Here is a 25107-nt window from a genome sequence, read left to right as displayed (position 1 = left end):
CCGCGTGGACGCCGTGGACGGCGACCCGCGGAGCCGGGTGCGGGCAGAGGCCAAACGGAAGGCCGGCCGGTCAGGCCTGCTTGGTCTCCCAGAAGATCTTGGCGATCTGCTCGATGTAGTCCAGAGCCTTCTGGCCCGTCGCCGGGTCGGTGGACGCCTTGGCGGCCGAGAGGGCCTTCAGGGTGTCGTTGACCAGCTGGTGCAGCTCCGGGTACTTCTCGAAGTGCGGGGGCTTGAAGTAGTCGCTCCACAGGACGGAGACGTGGTGCTTGGCAAGCTCCGCGCGCTGCTCCTTGATGACAGTGGCGCGCGCCTGGAAGTGGGGGTCGTCGTTGCCGGCCATCTTCTCCTGGACGGCCTTCACCGACTCCGCCTCGATGCGGGCCTGGGCCGGGTCGTACACGCCGCAGGGCAGGTCGCAGTGGGCGCTGACCTTGACCTTGGGGGCAAACAGGCGGGAAAGCATGGAGCATTCCTTCCTCGTGATCGTCTTCTCAGGTGCGACATTACTCCCTGAGGAAGGCGATTTCTCGGCTGCCCCCTAGGGCTTAGGACAAAAGTCCAGGGTGAGACTGAGACTGGTGGAGGAACGGACCGGGGAGGTGCCGGAGATGCCGGAGCTGTCGCAGGAGACCGAGCGGGGAAGGGCGGCGGCGCCCTTCGGGCTGGCCGAGGTGACGGGCCCGTCCATGGTGCCCACGCTGCACCACGGGGACCAGCTGCTGGTGCGCTACGGGGGTGCGGTCAGGCCCGGTGACGTGGTGGTCCTGCGCCATCCGTTCCAGCAGGACCTGCTGGTGGTCAAGCGGGCCGTGGAGCGGCGCGACGGCGGCTGGTGGGTGCTCGGGGACAACCCCTACGCGGGCGGGGACAGCACGGACTACGGGGTGGTGCCCGAGGAACTGATCCTCGGCAAGGCGTGGTTCCGGTTCCGGCCGGTCCGGGCCGGTCAGCGTTCGCCGCTCGCGCTGCTGCGCTGGGCGCTCTCGGCGGCGAGGCCGCTGCTGCCCGACCGGTCGGCCTCCAGGCGCTTGCGGGCCCGGTAGGCGGCCACATTGGCGCGGGTGGCGCAGCGGTCCGAGCAGTAGCGCCGGGAGCGGTTGGTGGAGGTGTCCAGGTAGGCGTTGCGGCAGGGGGGCGCCTGGCACAGTCCGAGCCGGTCGACGCCGTACTCGGTGAGGTGGAAGGCGAGGCCCATCGCCGCGATGGCCGCGTAGCCGGCGGTGGCGTTGGAGGGGTGGTCGGCCAGGTGCATGTGCCAGAGCGGGCGGCCGTCCTCGTCGCGGAAGTCGTGCCCGGAGATCTGCGGGCTGACCGGGAACTCCAGCAGGAGTGAGTTCAGCAGGTCCACGGCCAGGGTCTCGTCGCCCCGGTCGGCGGCCTCGAAGACCCCGCGCAGCCGCGCCCGGACCGAGCGGAAGCGTGTGACGTCGGCGTCGGTGGCGCGGCGGGCGGCCGACGCGTTGACGCCGAACAGGTCGCGGACGGCCTCGACCGTGGTCAGGGCGTCCTTGCCCCGGGCCGGTTCCTCGCTGTTGACGAGACGGACGGCGTAATCCGAGTAATAGGCCAGTTCCACTTGTAGTCCTTACGAGCGCGTCTTATCGTCATGTCTGCGGTCGGGTAACAGCCGGTCGTGCTTCCAGGGTATTACGCGGATCGAGAGGGGCGGTGTTCCATGACCACGAGTGCCGGAACTGACTGGGCGGCCTGGCAGGAGAGCTGGGACCGGCAGCAGGAGTGGTACATGCCGGACCGCGAGGAACGTTTCGCGGTCATGCTCGACCTGGTCGAGGCGCTCGTCGGCACGGCCCCGCGCGTGCTCGACCTGGCATGCGGCACCGGCAGCATCACCGCCCGGCTGCTCCGCCGCTTCCCCGAGGCCACCAGCACCGGAGTCGACCTCGACCCGGCGCTGCTCGCCATCGCGCACGGCACCTTCGAGGGCGACGACCGGGTCTCCCTCGTCACCGCCGACCTCACGGACCCGGACTGGCGGACGCGGCTGCCGTACGACTCCTACGACGCCGTCCTGACCGCCACGGCCCTGCACTGGCTGCACACCGAACCCCTCGCGGCCCTCTACGGTCAGGTCGCGGAGCTGGTCCGCGACGGCGGCGTCTTCATGAACGCGGACCACATGATCGACGAGACCACGCCCCGGATCAACGCGGGGGAGCGCGCCCGGCGCCACGCCCGCATGGATCAGGCCAAACGGGAGGGCGCCCTGGACTGGGCCGAGTGGTGGCAGCTGGCGGCCCAGGACCCGGTCCTCGCCGAGCCGACCGCCCGCCGCTTCGAGATCTACGGCGAGCACGCCGACGGTGACGCGCCGTCGGCGGGGTGGCATGCGCGCACGCTGCTGGCGCGGGGATTCGGTGAGGCCCGGACGGTGTGGGCGTCGCCGTCGGACAGCCTGGTGCTCGCCGTGAAGTAGAGCCCTGGTCCGGACATGCGGGAGGGGCGGTACGAGAACTCTCGTACCGCCCCTCCCGCATGTCCGCGCCCCCGGAGGGGCGCGCGAACCGCGCCCCCGGCCACCGGCGGCCCGGTGCCGGCGCTACCCGCGGAGCGCTACAGCACCTTCGACAGGAACGACTGCGTCCGCTCGTGCTGCGGGTTGGTCAGGACGTCCCTCGGGTTGCCGGACTCGACCACCACACCGCCGTCCATGAAGACCAGGCTGTCGCCCACCTCGCGGGCGAAGCCCATCTCATGGGTGACGACGACCATGGTCATGCCGGACTCGGCGAGGTCCCGCATGACGTCCAGGACGTCACCGACCAGCTCCGGGTCCAGGGCCGAGGTCGGCTCGTCGAACAGCATCAGCTTCGGGTCCATCGCCAGGGCCCGGGCGATCGCCACGCGCTGCTGCTGGCCGCCGGAGAGCTGCGAGGGGTAGTGCCCGGCCCGGTCGCCCAGGCCCACCCGGTCCAGCAGCTGCATGGCGCGTTCCTTGGCCTGCGACCTGCTCGCGCCCTTCACCTGCACCGGCGCCTCCATGACGTTCTCCAGAGCCGTCATGTGGGGGAACAGGTTGAAGCGCTGGAAGACCATGCCGATGTCGCGGCGCTTCATGGCGACCTCGCGGTCGCGCAGCTCGTACAGCTTGTCGCCCTGCTGGCGGTAGCCGACCAGCTCGCCGTCGACGTACAGCCGCCCGGCGTTGATCTTCTCCAGGTGGTTGATGCACCGCAGGAAGGTCGACTTGCCGGAACCGGAGGGGCCGATGAGGCAGAACACCTCGCCCGGCTTCACCTCCAGGTCGATGCCCTTGAGCACCTCGACGTGGCCGAAGGACTTGTGCACGCCCTGCGCCCTGACCATCGGGACGGTGCCCTTGGCCGGGGCGTCCTGCGTCTTGCTCAGCTTGTCGGTCATGCGCCCACCGCTCCCTTCGGGCGGCCCAGCGACAGCATGTTGGCCTTCACCTTCTGCCACGGCGTGGGCGGCAGCTGGCGGCTGGAGCCGCGGGCGTAGTAGCGCTCGATGTAGTACTGGCCCACGCTCAGCACCGAGGTCATGATCAGGTACCAGGCCGCGGCGAGGAAGTACATCTCCACCGGGGCACCGGAGTTCTGGCCGATGTCCTGGGCGTAGCGGAACAGCTCGGGATACTGGACGGCCGCCACGAGCGAGGTCGTCTTCAGCATGTTGATCACTTCGTTGCCCGTCGGCGGCACGATCACGCGCATCGCCTGCGGGATGACCACCCGGCGCAGCGTCTTGCTGTGGCTCATGCCGAGGGCGTGGGCCGCCTCGGTCTGGCCCTCGTCCACCGCGAGGAGGCCGGCCCGGCAGATCTCCGCCATGTACGCCGCCTCGTTCAGGCCCAGGCCGAGCAACGCCGTCAGCAGCGGCGTCATGAAGTTCGACCAGTAGTCCTTGTAGAACGGCATCAGGTTGATGTACTCGAAGACCAGGCCCAGGTTGAACCAGAGGAACAGCTGGACCAGGACCGGGGTGCCGCGGAAGAACCAGATGTAGAACCAGGCGATCGACGAGGTCACCGGGTTCTTCGACAGCCGCATCACCGCCAGCAGGATGCCGCCGACGATGCCGATCAGCATCGACAGGACCGTCAGCAGGAGGGTCTTGCTGACGCCGGTCATGATCCGGTCGTCGAAGAAGTAGTCCGGTACCGCGTTCCAGTTGATCTTGCCCTGGCCGAACGCGTAGATGATCGCGACGAGGATCGCGATCGCGATGACGGCGGCGACGTAGCGTCCGTAGTGCCGCACCGGGATGGCCTTGATGGCCTCGGCGCCGGCCACGGGCGTGTCCGCCGGTTCCGCCGTCTTGTCTATGTCAGTCACGGGTAGTGCCTCTCAGTGGCCGCTTCTGCCGGTCGCGGTCACTTGCCGCCGTTGATCACGGACTTCTTGAGGGCGCCGTCCTGCGCGCCCCACTTCTCGAGGATCTTCTGGTACTCGCCGTTGGCGATGATCGCGTCCATCGCGGCCTGGAGCGCGTCCCGCAGCTGGGTGTCGCCCTTGGCGACGGCGATGCCGTACGGGGCCGCCTCGACCTGCTCGCCGACGATCTCGAAGTCCTTGCCGCCGCCCGAGGTCTTCACCGCGTACGCGGCGACCGGGAAGTCGGCGGACACGGCGTCCGCACCGCCCGAGCGCAGCCGGGTCTGGGCCTGCTGGTTGTCGTCGAAGGGCTCGATGGCGAGCTTCTTGCCGCTCGGACACTTCTTGGCCTGCTGCTTGGCCAGGTCCTCCGAGGTGGTGCCGCGCTGGACGGCCAGCTTCTTGCCGCACAGGTCGTCCCAGGCCTTGATGCCCTTGGTGTCGCCCTTGCGGGTGTAGATCGAGACGCCGGCGGTCAGGTAGTCGACGAAGTCGACGCCCTCGCCGACCTTCTTGCCGCTGTCCGGGTCGACGCCCTCCTGACGGTTCTTGTTGTCCGTCATCGCCGACATCGCCATGTCGTAGCGGTCCGAGCGCAGACCGGTGAGCAGGCCGTCGAAGGTGCCGTTCTGGAAGTCGAACGTCACGCCGAGCTGCTTGCCGAGGGCGTCCGCCAGGTCGGGGTCCAGGCCGACGACCTTGCCCGCGGAGTCCTTGTACTCGACCGGCGCGTACGCGATGTCCGAGCCGACGCGGATCTTGCCCTTGTTGCGGATGTCCTGGGGGAGCTTGTCGGCGAGCGGGGCGCTGATGGTGGACGCGCTGCCGGAGTCGTTGTCCTTTTCCTTGGTCTGATCACCGCAGCCGGTGAGCAGCAGGGCGCCTGCGACCGCGATCGCACCGACCGCGGCCAGACGGGAGCGCGCGGCGGTGGTACGACGGGTGGAGCTTGCGGTCATCGTGGTTCCTCCGGCGGATGGGAAGAGTTGCCGATGGGTCGACGGAAACACACACCTTCGGGTGTCGCGACCTCGTGGGTTTACGGCATCTTGCCATTCGGACTGCGCCATTCAGGGGAGTCGAAATGTCAAAATCGGATAACGGGTGACCCCCGAACCGCATCAGGTCGGTACATCCTTGGTCCATAGCCGCCGGATCATCTGCGGGAATCAAGCACTCCGGCCGGAAAATCTTCAGCGTGTCTCACGATGTGATCAGCCGGGCTTGTGTGTTTTCACGCCATTCCGGCCCGTCGGCCGTACGTCACCTCCGCGTCGCCTTCCGGTTCCTGGATGTGACCTTGGACCTAATGGACTCGTCGCGGGCACCGTCCGTCCGGTAAGAAGGTTCTTTACACCCCTCATCCGGGGCTCAGGGCGCGTGTGCGGCGCGCCCGTCGCGTATGGCCTCGCACGTATCAGCAATCAGGCCGTACGCGGTGCCCGCCCACCCCTCACCAGGAGTGGTCGACCCTCAAACCATGCATACCTAAGGGGTAAGACAAAGTGGCAGCGGAGATCGTCAATCCTCGCAGCGACAGCAAAACGGACCAGGACGGCGGGGCCGAGCCCCTCGATTCCTTCGATCCGGTGTTCGCGCTGCACCGCGGCGGCAAGATGGCCGTGCAGGCCACCGTGCCGGTCCGCGACAAGGACGACCTTTCCCTCGCGTACACGCCCGGTGTGGCGCGCGTGTGCACCGCGATCGCGGAACAGCCGGAACTGGTCAACGACTACACGTGGAAGTCGTCCGTGGTCGCCGTCGTGACCGACGGTACGGCCGTGCTCGGGCTCGGGGACATCGGTCCCCAGGCCTCCCTCCCCGTGATGGAGGGCAAGGCGATCCTGTTCAAGCAGTTCGGCGGCGTCGACGCGGTGCCGATCGCGCTCGACTGCACGGACGTCGACGACATCGTCGAGACCGTGGTCCGGCTCGCTCCCTCGTTCGGCGGAGTGAACCTGGAGGACATCTCGGCGCCCCGGTGCTTCGAGATCGAGCGCCGGCTCCAGGAGCGCCTGGACATCCCGGTCTTCCACGACGACCAGCACGGTACGGCCGTCGTGACGCTCGCCGCGCTGCGCAATGCGGCCCGGCTGAGCGGACGCGAGATCGGGCAGCTGCGGGCCGTCATCTCGGGTGCCGGCGCGGCCGGTGTCGCCATCGCCAAGATGCTGGTCGAGGCCGGCATCGGGGACGTCGCGGTGGCCGACCGCAAGGGCGTCGTGTCGGCCGACCGGGACGACCTCACCCCGGTCAAGCGCGAGCTGGCCGGATTCACCAACAAGGCCGGCCTCACCGGCTCGCTGGAGGACGCCCTCGCGGGCGCGGACGTCTTCATCGGCGTCTCCGGCGGTACGGTCGCGGAGGAGGCCGTGGCCACCATGGCCGAGGGCGCCTTCGTGTTCGCCATGGCCAACCCGAACCCCGAGGTGCACCCGGACGTCGCGCACAAGTACGCGGCGGTCGTCGCCACCGGGCGCTCGGACTTCCCGAACCAGATCAACAACGTGCTGGCCTTCCCCGGGATCTTCGCGGGCGCGCTCCAGGTGCGGGCCTCGCGGATCACGGAGGGGATGAAGATCGCGGCGGCGGAGGCGCTGGCCGCGGTGGTCGGGGACGACCTCGCCGCCGACTACGTCATTCCCTCGCCCTTCGACGAGCGGGTCGCCCCGGCCGTGACCGCGGCGGTGGCCGCCGCCGCTCGTGCCGAGGGTGTCGCTCGTCGCTGACGCTGCACCGAATGGCCCCGCCCCTCCGGGCGGGGCCATTTTCTCTACCCGGCCACGCGGTCACGCGGTCACGCGGTCACCCCGGCTCCCCGGTCACCCCCGGCTCGTTCGGGCGGGTGCCGCGGAGGTGCCGGCCGGGTTCGTCGGTGCCGGGCTGCGCTGCACGGGTGCCGTCACGCAAGAGGGCATGTGTCACAGCCCCGTGTAGTTCCGCCGGCTGCACGGCGCACCTATCGTCGGCAGCATGTTCGCTGTCTACGCCGCCCGAATCGACCGCGACCAGCCGCTCACCGGCCTCGAGTTGGGGGAGCGTCCGGCTCCCGAGGCCCGTCCCGGCTGGAGCACCGTCACGGTACGGGCCGCTTCCCTCAACCACCACGACCTCTGGTCCCTGCGGGGCGTCGGCCTGCCGGAGGACCGGCTGCCGATGATCCTCGGCTGCGACGCCGCCGGCATCGACGTGGACGGCAACGAGGTCGTCCTGCATTCCGTCATCGGGCAGACCGGCCACGGCGTCGGCCCCGGCGAGCCGCGCTCGATCCTCACCGAGCGCTATCAGGGCACCTTCGCCGAGCAGGTCGCCGTGCCGACCTGGAACGTCCTGCCCAAGCCGAAGGAACTGTCCTTCGCCGAGGCGGCCTGTCTGCCGACGGCCTGGCTGACGGCGTACCGGATGCTGTTCACCAACGCGGGGGTACGACCCGGCGACTCGGTCCTCGTGCAGGGCGCGGGCGGCGGTGTCGCCACGGCCGCGATCATCCTCGGCAAGGCGGCCGGGCTGCGTGTATTCGCCACCAGCCGGGACGAGGCGAAGCGGAAGCGGGCCCTGGAGCTGGGGGCGGTGGAGGCCGTGGAGCCCGGCGCGCGGCTGCCGCAGCGGGTGGACGCCGTCATCGAGACCGTGGGGGCCGCCACCTGGTCGCACTCGGTGAAGTCCCTGCGGCCCGGCGGCACGCTCGTCATCTCCGGCGCCACCAGCGGGGACCGGCCCTCGCACGCCGAGCTGACGAGGATCTTCTTCCTCGAGCTGAAGGTGGTCGGCTCCACGATGGGCACCAAGGACGAGCTGGAGGACCTGCTGTCCTTCTGCGCCGCGACCGGCGTGCGGCCCGTCATCGACGAGGAGCTGCCGCTGGACCGGGCCCGTGAGGGCTTCGAACGGCTGGCGTCCGGCGAACAGTTCGGGAAGATCGTACTGACCAACTCCTGACGGCTGCGCGCGAGCTGAGTTGTCTACAGGCGGGTCCGGGGTGCCGGACCCGCCTTTCGCGCATCCCGCGCGTCAACCTCGGTTGACAACGGAGGGGCTGTCAACCTAGATTGACAGTATGAGTGAGGCAACCGATCTCGCCGAGCGTGCCGGTGACCGCGATCCGCGCATCGGGCTGCGGGCCGTGGCCGCGCTGCGCCGGCTGCTGGAACAGCTGGAGGCTGTGCAGGTGCGCAGTGCGCGCAATCAGGGCTGGTCGTGGCAGGAGATCGCCGCGGAGCTGGGCGTCAGCAGGCAGGCCGTGCACAAGAAGTACGGGAGGCATTGATGTTCGAGCGGTTCACGAAGGACGCCCGGGCGGTGGTCGAAGGGGCGTGGGGGTACGCGGAGCAGGGCGGGGCGGGGACCGTCGACGCCGAGCATCTGCTGCTCGCGCTCCTCGACCGTGAGGGGAGCCGGGGGTCCTTCGCACTGGCCGTGTTGGGGCTCGCGGAGCGCCGGGAGGTGGTGCGGGACGCCCTGCGGGAGGCGAGGCGGCGCGCCGGCATCACCCGGGCCGAGGCGGACGCGCTGGCGGGGCTGGGTATCGATGTCGCGCAGATCGTGGCACGGGTGGAGGAGGTGCACGGCGTCGGGGCGATGTCCGGCGACCGTGGGGACAGGCGTTGGTGGGGCGGGCGGCGGCCCAACTTCGGCCGGGCTGCGAAGGATGTGCTGGAGCGGGCCCTGCGGGTCGCTCTCGCTCGGCGTGACCGGCACATCGGGGATGAGCACCTGTTGCTGGCGTTTACGGTGCTGCCGGGGGTGGCGGGGGAGGTGCTGGCCGACCATGGGGTGACGTTCGAGGCGGTGACGAGGGTTTGCCCGCCCGTCCGCCCGGCTCGGGGGTGAGTTACCCGGGGCTGCCCCCGGGCCCTGGGAGTTTCCTCCGGGCCCCGGGGGTCTGCCCGCCCACCCGGATCGATTGTCTGGAGGGCTGGAGGGCTGGTCTGGGGGGTTTCGGGCCGGGGCGCGTGGTCGCTTTGGTTTCCTTCAGTCGGGTTGGTTCCTTCAGTCCGGTCAGTCCGGTCAGTCCGTCAGTCCGGTCACTCCGGCCAGTCCAGTCAGTCCGGCCGGTCCGTCAGCCCGGTCAGCCCGGGGGCGGTCGAGTGGGGGTCAGCGGGGCGGGGTGTGGAGCAGGGCCGCGATGCGGGACGCTGCTGTGGACAGGTGGTGGCGGGCCTCGCTGAGCTGGGTGGGGGTGACGCCGTGGTCGCGGGCCGCGTCGCGGATGTCGTCGCGGAAGCGGTCCAGGAGGCGGTCGAGGTCACGGGCCGGGTCGCCGGTGGAGTCCTCGTGCGCCCAGGAGGGCTCGTACTCGGCGGGGAAGTCCTCCTTGGCGGAGGTGTAGTGCGGTTCCGCGGCGGGCGCGGACTTCGCCGCTCCTTCGGCGGGGCGGCCGAAGCCCCAGTCCCAGCCGAATTCCTTGCCGTGGTCCTTCCCGAACTCGCCGAACTCCTTGGCCAGCTCGGTCAGGCCCTCGCGGACGCCGGTCGGCCAGTCGCCGCGGCTGAAGTGGTCCTGGACCCGGTCCTGGACCCGGCGGGCGATGCGCTGCACCTCTTCCTGGGCCTGGGCCCGCGCCCGCGCCTGCGCCTCCTGCGCCTGGCGCCTGGCCCGCTGGGCCTCCTCGCGGGCCCGGCGGCTCTCGTCCTTGGCGCGCCGCGCCTGCTCCTTCCACTCCTGCTTGACGCGGCGCATCTCCTCCTTGGCGGCCTTCCACGCCTCCTTGTCGTTCATCTCGCCGTACTCCCCGTAGGGCGTCTCGCCCCCGGGTGCCTTGGTGCCACGGCGGGCCTCGGAGGCGGCGGCGCGCATCTCGCGGCGCAGGTCGCCGGCCGCGCCGCGCACGTCGGCCCTTATCTCGGCGGCCAGTTCCGCGACCGACTCGCGGATCTCCAGCTCCAGGTCGGCCAGCTCGCCGCTGCGGTCGGCCAGTTCGGCTCGGCCCGCGTCCGTGATGGCGTACACCTTGCGGCCGCCCTCGGTGGTGTGCCGGACCAGGCCCTCCGCCTCCAGCTTGGCCAGGCGGGGGTAGACCGTGCCCGCCGAGGGGGCGTACAGCCCCTGGAAGCGTTCCTCCAGGAGCCTGATCACCTCGTAGCCGTGGCGCGGGGCCTCGTCGAGCAGCTTGAGCAGGTAGAGGCGGAGGCGGCCGTGGGCGAAGACGGGGGCCATGTCAGAGCACCTTCTTGTCGGTCGTGCCGTCGGCCGGGGCGCCGGTGGCGCCGGCGTCCTGGCCGGAGACGGAATTGTCTCCCGGGGCGGCCGGGGAACGGTCGGCCGGGTGGGGTGCGGTGCGTGTGCCGGTCGTGTCGGTGCCGGCTGTGCCAGTGCCGCTCGTGTCGGTGCCGCTCGTGCCGCTCGTGTCGGTGTCGTCGGGGGTTCGTGGGGGCTCGGTGACCCAGGGGGTCCTGTCCTCGTCGTCTCGGGGCGGGCGGCGCAGCAGGGCGATCGAGCCGGAGACCGTGGTGGCCCGGAGTCGGCCCGTGCCCGCGCCCAGGCGGCCGGTGATCTTGTGAGCGCCCCACTGGCCGTGCACCCGCAGTCCGTCGAAGGCGTTGGAGATCGTGCCGCTCGCGGTGTTCGCCTCCACCTCGGCGTCCGCCGGGTGCGGCAGACGGATGGCGATCTCGCCGGAGACGCTGGTGAGGCCGATGTCCGTGGGACCGTCCGGGTCCAGGTCGACGATCATGGAGCCGCTGACGGTGTCGGCGCGCACGGAGGGCCCGGAGCCCTCGACGACCGTCAGGTCCCCCGAGACCGAGTGGAACCTCAGGTCACCGGTGACCGCCTGCGCCTCCAGGTTCCCGGAGACGGTGTCCGCGCGGACCGGGCCCGAGAGGCCGACCAGCGTGGTGTCGCCGGTCACGCCCTTGATCACCGCGGGGCCGCGGATGCCCGAGACGACCGCGCCCGCGCCGACCACGCCCACCTCCACGCGGGTGCCGGCCGGGACCGCAAGGGAGACGACCGCGCTGCGCCGCCAGCCCTTGCGGTCGAGCCACTTGAGGAAGCCCTTCCAGGGCAGGTCGTCGTAGGCCACGGTGAGGGTGGTGCCGCTACGGGTCACCACCAGGGGCGGGCCGTCCAGCTCCGAGACCTCCAGCCGTGCGGGACCCTCGTCCGTGCCCACGACGTTCACCGTGCCGTTGACGATGCGGACCTGGAGGTCGCGCACGGGGGTGTCGAACGTCAGTTTCCGGGGTTCGGTGACGGACCACTCGGACATGGGACCTCCTCGGCCGGGGCACGGTCTCGCGACACGCCATATCGCGTCCTCTGGGTAAACACGATATATCGCGGTCACGGGAAGTCAAGGCGGTCGTGTCCGCGGACCTCCAGCGCGCGGAGCGCCGGGGGTGGTGTGAGGGGGGAAGCGCCGGCGCGGGGGAGGCGTGCGCGGGAGCGGTGGCCCGAACCGCGCGGGGTCTCCCGGGCCGGCGACCCGGCCGGGGCGCATAGGCTGGTGGGAGACATTTCCAGGCTGGACGTGAACGCAGGAGACGTAACCCCTATGTACTTCACCGACCGCGGTATCGAGGAGTTGGAGAAGCGGCGCGGCGAGGAGGAGGTCACCTTCGAGTGGCTTGCCGAGCAGTTGCGCACGTTCGTGGATCTGAACCCCGACTTCGAGGTACCCGTGGAGCGGCTCGCCACCTGGCTCGCGCGGCTCGACGACGAGGACGACGAGTAGGGGCGGGACGGCGAGAGCCGCGCGCGTCGCGGGACGCGCGAAAGCGATGGGACGCGCCCGAACGCCACGAGATGCACGCACACCGCGGGGCGCACGACCGCCACGAGAGTCGCGAGTGCCGCGTACGCCGTGAGCGCAGAAGTGCCGCGAGTGCCGCGTAGGCCATGAGCGCAGGAGTGCCGCGAGGGCCACGAGCGCCACGGGTGGGTGGGTGGGTGCGGGAGTGCGGAAGTGCGGGAGGACCGTGGTGACACGGCCACGTCCGCGGCTTCGGGGGCGATCATCGGCCGTATCGTTCACCGGCTCTCGACTTCCCCTCCCCCTCTTCCTTCCCGGGGGTTAGCCTTCTCCTCCCATCGACGAACGGGGGCGTCATGGCCGGAGGAGTCGAACGTGTGCGCCTGGACGACGGAACCGTCGTCTGGGCCAGGATCGGCGCGGCCGACGAGGAGGCGCTGGACGACGGCGGCTACTGGGACACCGGACTCGGCGGCCGCGTCATCGACATGGCGGAGGGACTGGCCGGCACCGTCGGCGGTGTCGTGCGCTCCCTGCGCGCCGGTCTGGACACACCGGCCCCCGTCGAGGTCTCCGTCAGCTTCGGCATCGAACTGACGGCGCAGTCGGGCAAGATCGTGAGCGCCATCGCGGAGGGCGGCGGCAGGTCCTCCCTCACCGTGTCCCTGACCTGGACCGAGCCGGCCACCGTGGCGGACGGCGCGGATCCCGCGGCGTCGGGTGGCGGAGTCGTGGCGCCGCGGTCCCCGGCACCCGGCGCCGCATGAGCGCCTTCGACGAGATGGTGCGCCCCTCCCTCGCACGCATCGGCGCACCGGGTGACGGGTATGCAACGGACCGTGACGCGTACTGGGGGTCGGGGTTCTTCATAGCCCCGGGCTGGCTGTTGACCTGCGCCCACGTCGTGGGGAAGGGGGGAGCCGCGGTGTGCCGAGGGGAGAACGCCCTGAGCGTGACCTGGCAGGAGCGCACCGCCGTCGGCGCCTGGGAGCCGCGCAGCGGCACCGGGACGGCCGCCGTCGTCGTGCCCCGGCCCGAGGGTGCGGGCCCGGCGCGCGATCCCTGGCCGTTCCCCGACCTCGCGCTCGTCCGGGTGGCCGGCGCCGACGAGGTCCGCTGCCTGTGGCTCGGCGACCGGGAAGCGGGCCCGCGGGCCTCCCTCGGGCTGTACGGCTGGTCGGTGCAGACCGGCGAGCTGGGTATAAGGCACGGAACCGGTGAACTCGCCGGTTCCGACGCGCGAGCCCTGCTGCTCGCCGGGAGCCTGCCGATCGGCGGACTGTCCGGCGGGCCGGTGCTCGACCTGCGGCACGGCTCCGTCATCGGCGTGATCAAGGGGCGCCGGCGGGAGGAGGGCGTCGCCGTTCCGGTCACCGCGCTGTACGAACTGCTGGACTCGCGCGAGTCGGGGCGCGTGGTGCGTGAGGTGCTGCGCGCGCACGACCTGCATCACGCGAGCCTCCTCGACACCCCGTCGCCGTACCCGCACTGGACCGCGGTCCAGGCCGCGCTGTCCGGTCACGCGCCCACCGTCTCCGGGATCACCGCCGAGTTGCGCACCCGTCTGTACGGCCATCTCGCACAGCTGCCGCCCCCGGCCGGGGCCGGCGAGGTCGTCCACCTCGTGGAGGACGTCAAGGAGCAGGTCCGCGGCGAACGTCTGCCCTCGCTGGTGCTGCGGAACGTGCGGACCTGGCGCGAGGGCGCCGGACTGCTCCACGGCCTGCGCACGCTGGAGCCGGGCGGCGGCGGAACGCTGGTCGACCTCGACGCCGTACTGCTGTACGCGGCCCGGGTCGCCCGCAGGGCCCTCCGGGAACACGCCGGAGCGGTGGACCCGGCGCGGGTGCGGGCGTTCACCGACTGGATCGCCGGGCAGGCCGCAGGCCACCGGCACTGGGCGGTCGGCGAAGCCATCCGCGCACTGCTGGAGGGGACCGGCGGGGCGGAGGGTGCCGACGGCCCGCCCACCCCGCCCGGCGCCCCTTCCGCCGCACCGTCCGGCGTCCCTTCCGCCGCACCGTCCGGCGCCCCTTCCGCTGTACCGTCCGGCAGCCCCTCCGCTGCACCGCCTGGCGGCCCTTCCGCTGCACCGTCCGGCGGCCGGTCCGACGCGGCACCGGCGCCGAACGGGGCGGTCGACGTCCTGTCGCCGGCAGGGCCGGCCGGAGCACCGCCGCCGACGGGGTCCCCCGACGTGCTGTCCGCGGTCGGAGCCGCCGAGGCGCCGTCGCCGACGGATACCCCCGACGCGCCGGCCGAGATGGACCGCCTGGACAGCGTCTTCGCGGTCGGCTCCGTCGAAGCGCATCCCCCGGCCCAGCACACCGGTACACCCTTGCCCGCCGCTCCCGCCGCTCCCGCCGCTCCCGCCGCTTCGGCCGTTCCCGCCGCAGTGCCGCTCCCGGCAGGGTCCCCGCCGGCCCCCCTTGCGCCCGCGGTCGCCGACGCCCCCGACGCCCCCGGCGTCGCCGCCCCGCAAGCGTCGCCCGCGCCAGCCCCGCATGCGTCGCCCGCGCCGACCCCGGAACCGGCGCCCGCGTCCGCCCCGGAAGGGAGCCGCGCGGCATGGCCCGTCCCCGCCCCCTCCTCCGGCACCCGTACCGACGTCCTCGTGAGGGTCGGCCCCGCCACCTACGGCCGGCATCCATGGAGCGTCCAGCTGATCTACGACGGTCAGGACGTCACCCCGGTCGACGCGGACGACCGGGGTGCGCGGGCCGAGGAGCTGGCGGAAGTGCTGCGGGAGCCGCTGGCCCGGGCGCTGAGCCAGGCCGACCACGGGGAGCACCTCGCCGCGGTCGAGGTCTTCCTGCCCCGCAAGCTGTTCGATCTCCCGGTGGACGACTGGCAGTTGCTGCCCGACGTGCCGGACGACGCCTGGGCCGGTGCGGACGACGAGGACGACGACTTCGTGGACGAGCGGGCCATGCCGCTCGGGATGCGGCGCACCGTCGTCCTCCGGGAGATCCGGCGCAACGGCCTGCCGCCCTCCCCGGAGTGGCGCCGGCGCTGGAAGGGCGTCCTGCGCGGTCCGCTGACGCACGCGCCCCTCCACGGGCGGCCCCCCGGCGAGGGGCATCCGCCGGGGGCCCCGGCCGGGGGCAAGTACCCCTACTACGGCCCCCTGACGGCGCTGAGCGACGCGTCCGTGCCCGTCTACTGCGGCCCCGTCGGCAGCGGCGAGGGCTACGCGGCGATGCGCGACGCGCTGCGCTCCGGGCACTCGGTGGTGGTGTGGCGCCGCGACCGGCATGATCACGACGAGTGCGGGGACTTCCACCGGCAGGCCGCCGTGCTGCTCGGGCTCGGCGGACACGCCGAGGGGCTGCACGGCCCGGTGCGTGACCTGCGCATCCGGCTGGCCGACCCGGACACCGCCCGGGCGCACGGCCTGCGCGGGAAGATCGCCGTGCTGTTCGACCCGCCGGACCGGCCGCCGTACGGGACGGAGAGCATGCGGCCGCCGCCCCTGGCCGCGCCCGGCGGCTGACCCGCCGGTGCGCCGCCGCTTCCGGTGGACGCTCCGTCAACTTCGCGGAGTCGTACGGATGTTCACGGGAAGACGGGCGGGGCACCGGGCGCCGCGAACGTCGGCGGGCACGGGCGGCGGGCGGTAGCCTCGTACGTCGGACGGCCGTGGCCCGCTGAATGATCACCAGAGCCGGGAGGAGCCCAAGGTGAACGACTGGCGGATCTACCGCGGAGTGGGTCAGCCGCACGACGGCATGCGGCGGTTGCCGGCGCCACCGCCCTGGCGCGACTTCGCCGCCTCCCGGGACGGCGCGGACAGCGGCCCCGAGGACCCCAGCAGCGCCCGCCGGCTCGGCGTGCGCCGCCGCATGGTCGAGAACTACGCCCCTCGCCCCGCGGAGGTGGACGCGGTCAACGCCGCCCTCTATCTGCGCCGGCCCCTGCTGGTGACCGGCAATCCGGGGACGGGCAAGTCGACCCTGGCGTACGCCATCGCCCACGAACTCGGTCTGGGCAAGGTGCTGCGCTGGCCCATCGTCAGCCGCACCACCCTCCAGGACGGGCTGTACCGGTACGACGCCATAGCCCGGCTCCAGGACGTCCAGCTGGAACGCGCCCGCGGGGACGACGGCGCCGCCGCTGCCTCCGGCATCGGCTCCTACATCCGGCTCGGGCCGCTCGGCACCGCGCTCCTGCCCGCCGGGCAGCCCCGCGTGCTGCTTATCGACGAGCTGGACAAGAGCGACCTCGACCTGCCCAACGACCTGCTGAACACCCTGGAGGAGGGCGAGTTCTCGATCCCCGAGCTGGAACGGCTGGCGGACCGGGAGCCCGTCGTCGAGGTGCTCACGCACGACGGCGACCGGGTGGCCGTGCAGGGCGGCCGTATCGCGTGCACCGCGTTCCCGGTGATCGTGCTGACCTCCAACGGCGAACGCGACTTCCCCGCCCCGCTGTTGCGCCGCTGCGTCCAGCTGGAACTGGACCCGCCCGGCGAGGAGCAGCTCACGGCCATGGTCGAGGCGCACCTCGGCACGGACGGCGCCGGTGCCGGCGCGGACCTGATCCGCAGGTTCCTGGAGCGCGACCCCGGCGAGGTGCTCGCCGCCGACCAGCTCCTCAACGCCCTGTTCCTCACCCAGCACGATCCGCACGCCCAGGGCCTCACCCGGGAGCGGATCGCCGAGATGCTGATGCAACCGCTCGACCGTACGAGGTGAGAGGCGGATGCCGGGGATGCGTCTGGACGAGCTGATCGGCAAGCTGCGCCAGGGCGGGCTCCAGCCGACCGCCGAGGACGTGGCGGACGCGCTGTGGCTGGCCCGGCGGCTCGGCACGGCACCGCCCCGCGACGACCCCGGCCCACCCGGCACCGGCACGCCCGCGGCGGCACCGGACGGCGCGCCCGGCACGCCCGCGGCGGCATCGGACGGTGCGCCCGGCCCCCAGCCGGAGTCCGCACCGCCCGGCGCCTCCCCGGCAGCCGGCCCCGGCGCCCCGCCCACGGCCCCCACGGACGCCCTCGCCCCCGCCGTCCCGCTGCACACCCCGGGCCGTGTCCCGGGCGGGCGGGCCGAGGGCGACGCCCCCGCGGCCTTCCCGGTCCGTGCTCCCGCCGCCGGCGCCCTGCCCGGACTGCTCGGCCTGCAAAAGGCACTGCGCGCCCTCGGCCGCTACCGCACCGCCTCCCCGCGCGGCCGGGACGAGCGGATCGACGAGGCGGCCACCGCCGACCGGGCCGCCGCCAGCGGCATCCTGCTCCCCGTCACCCGGCCCGGCCGCCGCCGGCGCTGCGACGTCCAGCTGCTCATGGACACCGGCCCCGCCATGGCCGTCTGGGGCGAGATGGTCGAGGAACTGCGCCAGGCCTGCCAGCAGTCCGGCGCGTTCGCCTCCGTCCGCGTCCACCACCTGTACGCCGACGACTCCGGCACCCCCCTGGTCGGCACGACCGCCGGCCCCGGCCGGCGCACCCGGCTGCGCCCCGTCGACGAACTGCACGACCCCAGCGGGCGCCGGCTCACCTTCGTCATCAGCGACTGCGTCGGTCCGCTGTGGCAGAACGGCATCGCGCAGCGCCTGCTGCACCGCTGGCCGCGCACCGCCCCGCTGGCCGTGGTCCAGCCGCTGCCGCCCCGCCTGTGGGGCCGTACCGCGCTGCCCGCCGAGCCCGGGCTGCTGGTCCGGGCCGGAGAGACCGGCGGGCACCTGGACTTCCTGCCCGAGGACGAGCCGTGGGAGGAGGTGCCGTCCGATGCCCGGCCCGTGCCCGTGCTCCAGCCCACCCCGGAGGCGTTCGAGGCGTTCGCCCGGCTGCTCGGCGGCACCGGACCGACCCGTGAGCACGCCTGGGCCGGCATCGCCCACGCCGGTACGGCAGCCGCGGAACCGGCCGCCGCCCCGCCGCCGCGCAGCGACGACGACCTGCTGCGCGCCTTCCGGGCCGGCGCCTCGCCCGGCGCCCTCCGGCTGGCCGTCTACCTCGCCGCCGCGCCCCTCACCCTGCCCGTGATGCAGCTGGTCCAGCGGGCCATGCTGCCCGACACCGGCCCCATGGAACTGGCCGAGGTACTGCTCGGCGGACTGCTGCGGCAACTGCCCGGCACCGAGGACCAGCCCTGCTTCGCCTACTCGCCCCGGATGCAGGACCTGCTGCTGTCCTCCCTCGACCAGGACACCGCCGGCCTCGTCCTCAAGCACTGCTCGGCCTATGTGGAACGGCACTTCGGCAAGGGGACCCGCAACTTCGCCGCCTTGGCCGCGGTCCGGCTCGCCGACCACGACCCGGCCGCCGGCACCGGGCGGCTCGCCGAGGACGGCGGGCCGCGGGACGGCGGCAGCGTGGAGGCCGAGCTGTTCGCCCGCATCCCCGCGCGCGTGCTCCGCTTCTATCTGCCGGACCTGGTCACGCCCGACCCGCTGACCGAGGCCGAGCGGCTGCTCGACCGGTGGCGGCAGCTGGCCGACCCGGAGATGCTGCGCCGGGCCCGGGAGCAGGCCCGCGTCGCCACGGCCGGCACCGGCGGCGTCCACGATCCCGGGCCCGCGGCCCGGGCCCGCCTGGTCCTCGGCCGTGTGCTGCGCGCGGAGGCCGGCACGGCGGGCCCGCGTACGCAGGGGCGGCGGGCCGGGCTGCTGCGGGAGGCCGCGACCGAACTCGCCGCCGCGTACGCCACGGCCCCCGCCGACAGCCGGGAGCGGGCCGACGCTGCCCTGGAGCTGGCCGCCTGTCGACGCGAGTTGTGGCGCCTGACGGCGGAGCCGGACCAGCTGACGGAGGCGCTGCGCCCCCTGGACGCCGGCACACCGCCGTGGCCCCGGATCACCGCCGCGGCCCGCGCCCGGCCGAACGACGCGGCGCGGGACGGGGACGGCGACGGGGAAGGAGCCGGGGAGGAAGCCGGGGACGAGAACGAGCCGACCGCCACCGCACCGGCCGGCGGGACGCCCGTGGACGGCGTGTCGGGGCGCACGCTCCCTGCCGTGCCGGGTGGCGATCCGTACCCGGACCACGCGTCCGTGCCGTCCGCGGGTCCCGGCGGGGCGGCCGTGGGCGGGGTGCCAGGGGGCACGGTCCCTGCCGTGCCGGGTGGCGATCCGTACCCGGACCACGCGTCCGTGCCGTCCGCGGGTCCCGGCGGGGCGGCCGGCCGGGGAGCCGGGGCGGCGCCGGGTGTGCCGTGGGAGGTGGCCGCCCATCGGGACCGGCTCCTGCTGCGTGGGCGGATCCTGCTCGATCTGCGGCACCCCGGTGCCGCAGTACCCGAACTGCGCGAAGCATGCACGCTGTTGGCACGGCAGCGGGCCTCCGACGCCGTGCGCGGGCCCGCGCTGCTCGATCTCGCGCGAGCGCTGCGCGGGGCCGGCGCCGAGGACGCCGAGACACGGCAGGCGCTGCACGAGGCCCGGCGGGCCGCGGGCGACGACCCGGCCCTGCTGCTGCCGTCCCTGGCCGCGCTCGCCGCGTTCCACGACGCCGCCGGGGAGCCCGCGGAGGCCGACGCGGCCTACGAGCGGGCCGCGCTGCTCGCCCCCGCCGACGGCCCCCTGCGCGTCCAGCTCCTCACCGCCTGGGGCGAGTCGCTGCTCCGGAGGGCCTCCACGGGCGCCGGCGCCGGCGTGGTGGACCGGGCCGAGTACGTGCTGCGCGAGGCACTGAAGTCGCTGCCCGCCCGGTCCGCCCACCGCGGCCGGCTCCAGGGCCTGGTCGGCAGCGCCCTCGCCCAGCGCTTCCGCCACCTCGGCTTCCTGCCCGACCTGTTCGAGAGCCGGCACCTGCTCGGCCAGGCGGTGCGCGCGGCGACCGACGCCGCCGTACGGGCCGAGGTGTGGCTCCAGCTGGGCCGGGTGCGGCTGGAGGGCTGGTACCACGCGGGCGCGCCGGTGCTGATGGAGGCGCTTCAGGCGTACGAGAACGCCGAACGGGAGGCGGAGTCGGCCCACGGCGGCGACCCCGGCTCCGTGACGGCCGCCCGCGCCCGGCACGGCTGCGGGGCGGTGCTGGCGCTGATGGGGCGGCCCGGTGCGGCGGGCGGCGCGTTCCGGGCGGCCCTGGACCAGTGGCAGCGGCTCGTCGGGGCGCTGCGCCAGGTCGACTGGACCGACGTCGAGCTGACCCGGCGGGCCGAGCGGGAACCGCCGCCCGCGGACGCCCGGTCGCTGCCCGAGCAGGCCTGGCGGGACACGGCCCCGCCCTGGTGGCCGTGGTCCCAGGACTGGGCCGACGCCGGCGAACTTGACCGGAGTTGAACCACCCGGGGTTTCTGCTTCCGGCCTGTCGGGAAGAAGTGGGCAGCCACTGCGGCTGCGCGGGGCGGGCGTAGGGCAGGGAGGAGCCGAGGGTGGGGGAGCCAATGACACGGGGGGCCGGCTTCGGCGAGAACGCCGCAGAGGCCGTGTTCCCGCCCGGCCTCACCGACGTCGACCTGCGGACACTGCGTGCCATGGACGATCCGGAGGTGCTCGCCGCGGTCGCCGGCGTGCTCGCCGACCCGGACGGGCTGCGCCGGGTCTGGTACACCACCGGCGGCGACGACGGGATCGCGCCCGGCCGGTCCGGGCATGCGTTTTCGGCCGGTCCCGTGCGCCGGTCCTTACCCGGCGAGGACACCGTGGCATGACCCCGCCAGCCGTCGGACCCGCGGGAGACATACGGCCGCCCGCCCCGGCCGCCCCCGCTTCCGGCCCGGTCCCGCCCGCGATCCTCACCGCCCTGGCCCGCACCCGGCCGCTGCCCGCGGCCACCACGGCCCTCGGCGCCGCCCTGCACGCCCGGCGGATGCTGCTGCTGAAGTCCCTGCTGGTCCGGGTCGACACCGCGCGCGGCACCCTGCCCGCGGCGACCCGGCGACGCTTCGAGGACGACTGGGCGCTGCTGGAGCGGGCCGAGCTGACCGACGCCCCGGCCGTACGCGCCGTACTCGACTACCCGACGACCGGCGCCTGGCTGGCCACGGCGCTCGCCGCGCCCGACGGCCCGGACTTCCGGGAGGCCCTCGCCGGCCTGGGCGCGGTGGCCGTGGCCGCCGCACTGCGCGCCGGCTGCCGGTTCACCACCACCCGCCCGCTGCCGGCCGGCAGCCTGCCGCTGCCCGGCATCGGGCTGCTGCGCTCCGCCCGCGGCCGGGTCCGGCTGTCCGTCCGGGCCGGAGCCGTACGCGTCACCGACGGCGCGGGCCAGACCCTGCTGTTGCCCGGCTCCGCCCCGGCCGGGCCCGGCACCCGCTGGACCGCCGACGGCGCCCTCGCCTGGTCGGCGCTGCACACGCTGCCCGGCGGCACCGCCGTACTCGACGACGTGGACCCCCACCGGGTGCCCGCGGGCGGCATCGGACCGGCGGCGCTGCCCGCGGCCGAGCGCCCCTACTCCGACCATGCCGCGTGGGCCGCCCGGTGGCGGGACGCGCACGCCCTGCTGGCCGCGACCCACCCCGCCCGCGCCGCCGAGACCGGCGCGCTCGTCCGCGCCGTCGTCCCGCTCGCACCGCCCGCGGCCACCGGACCGCCGCTCAGCGCCACCGTACGCACCGCGCCCGGCGCCGTCCTGGCCCAGCTGCCGGCGGACCGGCGGGAGCTGGCCGAGCTGCTGGTGCACGAGACGCACCACACCAAGCTGGCCGTCCTGGACGAAATGGTCCCGCTGTGGCGGCCCGGCGGCAGCCTGCACCGGGTGGGCTGGCGGCGGGACCCGCGCCCGGTCCCCGGCGTACTCCAGGGCGCCTATGCGCACCTGGCGCTGCTGGACCTGTGGTGGCGGGCCCGCACCGGACCCGCCTGGGTGTGGCGGCGGCGCGCCGCCGAACGGTTCGAGACGTGCCGGGAGCAGGTCGCCGAGGCCTTGTCCCTCCTGACCGATTCGGATGAACTGACCCCGTACGGGCGGGAGTTCGTCCGGCAGATGGGGTACCACCACGCGTACCTCGGGGTGGCCGTCCGGCCGCCCGGATGACGCTCCGTAGAGGCATTATTGCGTTACGTTGTGCATGCGACTGCCCAGGAGGCCGGCAGCCGCGGCGGGAGCAGGGAGCGGCGATGGCGGAACAGCGGCGGCCGGGCGCGAACGGCGCGGTGGCACCCGAGCATGTCCTCGTGGTCTTCCCGGGGTACCACCGCTCGTGGGCGGCGTGGATCGCGCAGTGCCTGGAGCGGCACGGACACCGGGCCACACTCCAGCGCTGGGACCCGCCGCGCGAGGTGGCGCTGGAGGACTCGCTCGGCGATCTGCTGCTGGCCAGCGGCAAGGTGCTGCTGGTCCTCAACGACTGGTTCTTCGAGCTGGGCCCGCGCCCGCCGGGCGAGTGGAACGACGCGCTGCGCGGCTTCGTCGCCGCGCACGCCGACCGGTTCGCCGCGGTCAACCTCACCAACCGGCCGCTGCTGCCCGCGACGGCCGTACTGGAACCGGCCAGCCTGTGGGCGCTGAGCGAGGAGGCCGCCGAGGAGCGCCTGCTGCGCCGGCTCGGCCTGGAGCCGCTCACCCGCCCGCGCGCGACCCCGGGCCGGATCCGCTTCCCGGACGAGCGGTGCGAGATCTGGGGCGAGGTGCCGCGCCGCAACCCGCGCTTCACCGGCCGCGACGACCTGCTGGGCGAACTCCACCAGCGGCTCGCCGACGCCGAGCGCGGTGCCGCCGCCTGCACGCTGGTCGGCATGTCCGGCATCGGCAAGACACAGCTGGCCGCCGAGTACGCGCACCGCTTCAGCACCGACTACGACCTGGTGTGGTGGGTCAACAGCGACGACCGCACCATCCAGCGCGACCGCCTCGGCGAACTCGCCGTCGAACTCGGCCTGCGCATCGGCAGCGAGCCCGGCGAACGCATCCGCGCGGTCCGCAACGCCCTGCGCCGCGGCGAGCCGTACGCGAACTGGCTGCTCGTCTTCGACGGCTGGGACGACATCGAGGCCGTGACGGCGCTGCTCCCGCAGGGCACCGGGCACGTCCTGATCACCTCCCGCAACCGCGGCTGGAGCGAGCACACCGACGTGCTGGAGATCCCCGCGTTCCTGCGGCCCGAGTCCACCGGCTACCTCATGCGCCGCGCCCCGCACATCAGCGCGCAGGAGGCCGACGAGGTGGCCGCCGAGTTCGGCGACGTGCCGCTGCCGCTGGTGCAGGCCGCCTCCTGGCTCGGCGAGTCCGGCATGGAGGTGGACGAGTACCTGCGGATGGTCCGCGAACGGCGGCTGTCCACCGTCGACGAGCCCGTCACCGGCGAGGGCTTCCCGCAGTCCTCCCTCACCTCCTGGGCCATACTGCTCAACCGGCTGCGCCGCTCCCAGCCCCAGGCCATCGACGTGCTCGGCCTGTGCACCTCCTTCGCCCCCGGCCGCATCCCGCTCGGCCTCATCCGCGCCTACCCGCGCGCCGAGCTGCCCGAGGAACTGCGCTGGATGTCCGCCGACCTGCCTGCCTGGACCCGGGCCCTGGACACCCTGGTCAACTACTCGGTGCTCACCCGGGAGACCCGCGGGCCGCTCGCCGCCGAGGCCGGCCCCCACCAGGAGTCGGTGCACATGCACCGCCTGGTCCACGACATCGTCTCCAAGCTGACCGGCGACACGGGCGGCGACCTGCACCGGCGGGCGGTGCGCACCCTGCTCGCCGAGGCCGACCCGGGCAACCCCGCCGACAGCCGCAACTGGCCGCGCTACGCCGAACTGCTGCCCCACCTCCAGCCCTCCGGCGCCCTGGAGAGCCGCCAGCCACGCGTGCAGGAGCTGGTCCTGAACTGCCTGCGGTACTGCACCCGCAGCGGCGAGTACAGCGGCGGTCTGGAACTGGCCCAGCAGGTGCGCGAGCAGTGGACCCGCTTCATGGACCCGATCGACCAGCCGATGCTCGACCTGGCCACCCAGGAGGGCAACATGCTGCGCAACAGCGGCCGGTTCCGCGAGCTGTACGAGCTGCACCGTGGCGTGCTGAAACAGCTGCGGGCCGCCCCCCGGCGCAACGAGATCGGCGAACTGCTCAGCAAGAGCGCCATCGCGTCCGGCCTGCGCTCCCTGGGCCGCTACCAGGAGGCGTACGACCTCCAGCGCGAGGTCCTCGACGGCAACGAGCGGCTTCTCGGCCAGGACGAGCCCCCCACCCTGGTCGCCCGGCACAACCTCGCCGTCACCCTGCGCATGCTGGGCCGGTACGCCGAGGCGCTGGACCTCGACCTGGAGACCCTGGCGCGCGGCGAGAGCGTGCTGCGGGCCCGGCACATCAACACCCTGCACTCCGGCAACGCGGTCACCCACAGCCTCCGGCTGCTCGGCCGCTACCGGGAGGCGCTGGCCCGGCAGGAACCGGTCGTGCGGCTCCATGTGCAGGTGCTCGGCCCGCAGCACCCGCAGACCCTGGAAGCCCGCTCCCAGCTGGCCATGTGCCGGCGCCGCGAGGGCGGGCACGCGCCGGACGTCGGACCGTCCATGGCCAGCCTGCTGGACCAGCTGATCCAGCTGCACGGCCGCGAGCACTACCGCACCCTCGCGTTCCTCACCAACTACGGCAACTTCCTGCGCGAACACGGCGACCTCAGCCAGGCCCGCGACCTCATCGACGAGGCGGAGTCGGGCTACCGGACACTGCTCGGCCCCGCACACCCCGTGGCCACCGGCATGCTCTCCAACACGGGGCTGGTGATGCAGTCCGCGGGCGAGCGGGCCGAGGCGCTGTCGATGTTCGAGTCGGCGCTCGCCGGTCTCACCGCGACGCTCGGCGCGGACCACCCCTGGGTCCTGGGCTGCGCCCTCAACGCGGCCGGCGCGCGCAACTTCAACGGCCGGATCGACGACGCGGTGGAGCTGAGCCGGGAGACCCTGCGCCGGTCCCGGCACATGCTGGGGCACGAGCATCCGCTCACGCTGTCCGGTCAGGTGGCGCTCGCCGCGGATCTGCGGGCGGCCCACGAGCAGGAGGAGGCCGGCAAGCTGGAGGAGGACGCCCTGCTGGCCCTCACCCGCACGCTGGGCGCCCAGCACCCGCACACCCTCTCGGCCCGCCAACGGGTCCGCCCGTACTGGGACTTCGAGGCATACCTGGGCTGAAGCGCCCCGCAAGGGACTGCCCTCAGGGGCGCGGGGAACCGCGCGACCAGC

General features: G+C 73.6%; 21 protein-coding genes. 14 read left to right on the top strand and 7 right to left on the bottom strand.

Features of this window, described 5'->3' with window-relative positions:
• Positions 1 to 70 precede the first annotated feature (70 nt).
• Positions 71 to 466, bottom strand: a complete 396-nt coding sequence (gene sodN / locus JK361_RS28005; protein ID WP_201822975.1) for a superoxide dismutase, Ni — start codon at positions 464 to 466, stop codon at positions 71 to 73.
• Between the two features lie 145 nt (positions 467 to 611).
• Between sodN and sodX the strand changes: the two genes are divergently transcribed.
• Positions 612 to 1046, top strand: coding sequence for a nickel-type superoxide dismutase maturation protease (sodX, locus tag JK361_RS28000; RefSeq protein WP_201823140.1), 435 nt, complete (start codon positions 612 to 614; stop codon positions 1044 to 1046).
• Here the strand turns inward: sodX and JK361_RS27995 are convergent.
• Entirely contained in the window at positions 950 to 1579 is a 630-nt protein-coding gene (locus JK361_RS27995; RefSeq protein WP_201822972.1) for a CGNR zinc finger domain-containing protein, read from the bottom strand. The genes sodX and JK361_RS27995 overlap by 97 nt on opposite strands.
• A gap of 99 nt (positions 1580 to 1678) precedes the next feature.
• On the opposite strand from JK361_RS27995, the gene JK361_RS27990 reads away from it, so the two are divergent.
• Entirely contained in the window at positions 1679 to 2437 is a 759-nt protein-coding gene (locus JK361_RS27990) for a class I SAM-dependent methyltransferase (protein WP_201822969.1), read from the top strand.
• Between the two features lie 137 nt (positions 2438 to 2574).
• On the opposite strand, the gene JK361_RS27985 is transcribed toward JK361_RS27990, so the two are convergent.
• From JK361_RS27985 to JK361_RS27975, 3 genes are read right to left on the bottom strand one after another with little or no spacing between them, the layout of a single operon-like run.
• Entirely contained in the window at positions 2575 to 3381 is an 807-nt protein-coding gene (locus JK361_RS27985) for an amino acid ABC transporter ATP-binding protein (protein WP_307787330.1), read from the bottom strand.
• Positions 3378 to 4316, bottom strand: a complete 939-nt coding sequence (locus tag JK361_RS27980) for an amino acid ABC transporter permease (RefSeq protein WP_201822966.1) — start codon at positions 4314 to 4316, stop codon at positions 3378 to 3380. Before JK361_RS27980 ends, JK361_RS27985 begins: the two co-directional genes overlap by 4 nt.
• Positions 4317 to 4354: 38 nt before the next feature.
• Positions 4355 to 5314, bottom strand: coding sequence for an ABC transporter substrate-binding protein (locus tag JK361_RS27975; protein ID WP_201822963.1), 960 nt, complete (start codon positions 5312 to 5314; stop codon positions 4355 to 4357).
• Between the two features lie 546 nt (positions 5315 to 5860).
• On the opposite strand from JK361_RS27975, the gene JK361_RS27970 reads away from it, so the two are divergent.
• The 4 genes from JK361_RS27970 to JK361_RS27955 all read left to right on the top strand — a co-directional run bounded on the left by JK361_RS27970 (position 5861) and on the right by JK361_RS27955 (position 9185).
• Positions 5861 to 7084, top strand: coding sequence for an NAD(P)-dependent malic enzyme (locus JK361_RS27970; RefSeq protein ID WP_201822960.1), 1224 nt, complete (start codon positions 5861 to 5863; stop codon positions 7082 to 7084).
• Positions 7085 to 7328: 244 nt separating this feature from the next.
• Complete coding sequence (locus JK361_RS27965; RefSeq protein WP_201822957.1) at positions 7329 to 8294, top strand: zinc-binding dehydrogenase; 966 nt, start codon at positions 7329 to 7331, stop codon at positions 8292 to 8294.
• Between the two features lie 118 nt (positions 8295 to 8412).
• Positions 8413 to 8622 carry a helix-turn-helix domain-containing protein gene (locus JK361_RS27960; RefSeq protein WP_095748016.1) on the top strand — a complete coding sequence of 70 codons (210 nt, stop codon included), beginning with the start codon at positions 8413 to 8415 and terminating at the stop codon, positions 8620 to 8622.
• On the top strand, positions 8622 to 9185 hold the full coding sequence (locus tag JK361_RS27955; RefSeq protein ID WP_201822954.1) for a Clp protease N-terminal domain-containing protein: 564 nt from the start codon (positions 8622 to 8624) through the stop codon (positions 9183 to 9185). The genes JK361_RS27960 and JK361_RS27955 overlap by 1 nt, the downstream gene beginning before the upstream one ends.
• Positions 9186 to 9449: 264 nt before the next feature.
• Here JK361_RS27955 and JK361_RS27950 read toward each other — a convergent pair whose 3' ends face one another.
• On the bottom strand, positions 9450 to 10511 hold the full coding sequence (locus JK361_RS27950; RefSeq protein ID WP_201822952.1) for a PadR family transcriptional regulator: 1062 nt from the start codon (positions 10509 to 10511) through the stop codon (positions 9450 to 9452).
• 1 nt (position 10512) lies between these two features.
• Positions 10513 to 11565 (bottom strand): DUF4097 family beta strand repeat-containing protein, encoded by a 1053-nt coding sequence (locus tag JK361_RS27945; protein ID WP_201822950.1) that lies wholly within the window; start codon positions 11563 to 11565, stop codon positions 10513 to 10515.
• Positions 11566 to 11850: 285 nt separating this feature from the next.
• Between JK361_RS27945 and JK361_RS27940 the strand changes: the two genes are divergently transcribed.
• The 8 genes from JK361_RS27940 (at position 11851) to fxsT (ending at position 25056) form a co-directional block, all read left to right on the top strand.
• Complete coding sequence (locus JK361_RS27940) at positions 11851 to 12030, top strand: DUF6104 family protein (protein ID WP_003992906.1); 180 nt, start codon at positions 11851 to 11853, stop codon at positions 12028 to 12030.
• A 395-nt stretch (positions 12031 to 12425) separates the two neighbouring features.
• On the top strand, positions 12426 to 12815 hold the full coding sequence (locus JK361_RS27935; protein ID WP_201822948.1) for a CU044_2847 family protein: 390 nt from the start codon (positions 12426 to 12428) through the stop codon (positions 12813 to 12815).
• Positions 12812 to 15541 carry a VMAP-C domain-containing protein gene (locus JK361_RS42160; protein WP_268983170.1) on the top strand — a complete coding sequence of 910 codons (2730 nt, stop codon included), beginning with the start codon at positions 12812 to 12814 and terminating at the stop codon, positions 15539 to 15541. The genes JK361_RS27935 and JK361_RS42160 overlap by 4 nt, the downstream gene beginning before the upstream one ends.
• A gap of 187 nt (positions 15542 to 15728) precedes the next feature.
• Positions 15729 to 16742: an AAA family ATPase gene (locus tag JK361_RS27925; protein WP_201822946.1), complete on the top strand. Its 1014-nt coding sequence runs from the start codon at positions 15729 to 15731 to the stop codon at positions 16740 to 16742.
• Between the two features lie 7 nt (positions 16743 to 16749).
• Positions 16750 to 20271 carry an SAV_2336 N-terminal domain-related protein gene (locus tag JK361_RS27920; protein ID WP_201822944.1) on the top strand — a complete coding sequence of 1174 codons (3522 nt, stop codon included), beginning with the start codon at positions 16750 to 16752 and terminating at the stop codon, positions 20269 to 20271.
• Between the two features lie 104 nt (positions 20272 to 20375).
• Positions 20376 to 20642 carry a hypothetical protein gene (locus JK361_RS27915; protein WP_236053669.1) on the top strand — a complete coding sequence of 89 codons (267 nt, stop codon included), beginning with the start codon at positions 20376 to 20378 and terminating at the stop codon, positions 20640 to 20642.
• Positions 20639 to 21970, top strand: coding sequence for an aKG-HExxH-type peptide beta-hydroxylase (locus tag JK361_RS27910; RefSeq protein WP_201822941.1), 1332 nt, complete (start codon positions 20639 to 20641; stop codon positions 21968 to 21970). Before JK361_RS27915 ends, JK361_RS27910 begins: the two co-directional genes overlap by 4 nt.
• Positions 21971 to 22053: 83 nt before the next feature.
• Positions 22054 to 25056: an FxSxx-COOH system tetratricopeptide repeat protein gene (gene fxsT / locus JK361_RS27905; protein WP_201822938.1), complete on the top strand. Its 3003-nt coding sequence runs from the start codon at positions 22054 to 22056 to the stop codon at positions 25054 to 25056.
• Positions 25057 to 25107 lie beyond the last annotated feature (51 nt).

It is taken from the genome of Streptomyces musisoli, from assembly GCF_016741855.1.
Taxonomy (GTDB): domain Bacteria; phylum Actinomycetota; class Actinomycetes; order Streptomycetales; family Streptomycetaceae; genus Streptomyces; species Streptomyces musisoli.
Note: the sequence above shows the minus strand (reverse complement) of the source record. Positions and strands in the feature narration are given on the sequence as shown.

Bases quoted from the DNA above. Each gene is read 5' to 3' on its own strand.
- JK361_RS27965 (WP_201822957.1), top strand. From the start codon at position 7,329: ATGTTCGCTGTCTACGCCGCCCGAATCGACCGCGACCAGCCGCTCACC.
- JK361_RS27915 (WP_236053669.1), top strand. From the start codon at position 20,376: ATGACACGGGGGGCCGGCTTCGGCGAGAACGCCGCAGAGGCCGTGTTC.
- sodN (WP_201822975.1), bottom strand. From the start codon at position 466: ATGCTTTCCCGCCTGTTTGCCCCCAAGGTCAAGGTCAGCGCCCACTGC.
- JK361_RS42160 (WP_268983170.1), top strand. From the start codon at position 12,812: ATGAGCGCCTTCGACGAGATGGTGCGCCCCTCCCTCGCACGCATCGGC.
- JK361_RS27950 (WP_201822952.1), bottom strand. From the start codon at position 10,511: ATGGCCCCCGTCTTCGCCCACGGCCGCCTCCGCCTCTACCTGCTCAAG.
- JK361_RS27975 (WP_201822963.1), bottom strand. From the start codon at position 5,314: ATGACCGCAAGCTCCACCCGTCGTACCACCGCCGCGCGCTCCCGTCTG.
- JK361_RS27940 (WP_003992906.1), top strand. From the start codon at position 11,851: ATGTACTTCACCGACCGCGGTATCGAGGAGTTGGAGAAGCGGCGCGGC.
- JK361_RS27910 (WP_201822941.1), top strand. From the start codon at position 20,639: ATGACCCCGCCAGCCGTCGGACCCGCGGGAGACATACGGCCGCCCGCC.
- JK361_RS27985 (WP_307787330.1), bottom strand. From the start codon at position 3,381: ATGACCGACAAGCTGAGCAAGACGCAGGACGCCCCGGCCAAGGGCACC.
- JK361_RS27945 (WP_201822950.1), bottom strand. From the start codon at position 11,565: ATGTCCGAGTGGTCCGTCACCGAACCCCGGAAACTGACGTTCGACACC.
- JK361_RS27920 (WP_201822944.1), top strand. From the start codon at position 16,750: ATGCCGGGGATGCGTCTGGACGAGCTGATCGGCAAGCTGCGCCAGGGC.
- sodX (WP_201823140.1), top strand. From the start codon at position 612: ATGCCGGAGCTGTCGCAGGAGACCGAGCGGGGAAGGGCGGCGGCGCCC.
- JK361_RS27955 (WP_201822954.1), top strand. From the start codon at position 8,622: ATGTTCGAGCGGTTCACGAAGGACGCCCGGGCGGTGGTCGAAGGGGCG.
- fxsT (WP_201822938.1), top strand. From the start codon at position 22,054: ATGGCGGAACAGCGGCGGCCGGGCGCGAACGGCGCGGTGGCACCCGAG.
- JK361_RS27990 (WP_201822969.1), top strand. From the start codon at position 1,679: ATGACCACGAGTGCCGGAACTGACTGGGCGGCCTGGCAGGAGAGCTGG.
- JK361_RS27960 (WP_095748016.1), top strand. From the start codon at position 8,413: ATGAGTGAGGCAACCGATCTCGCCGAGCGTGCCGGTGACCGCGATCCG.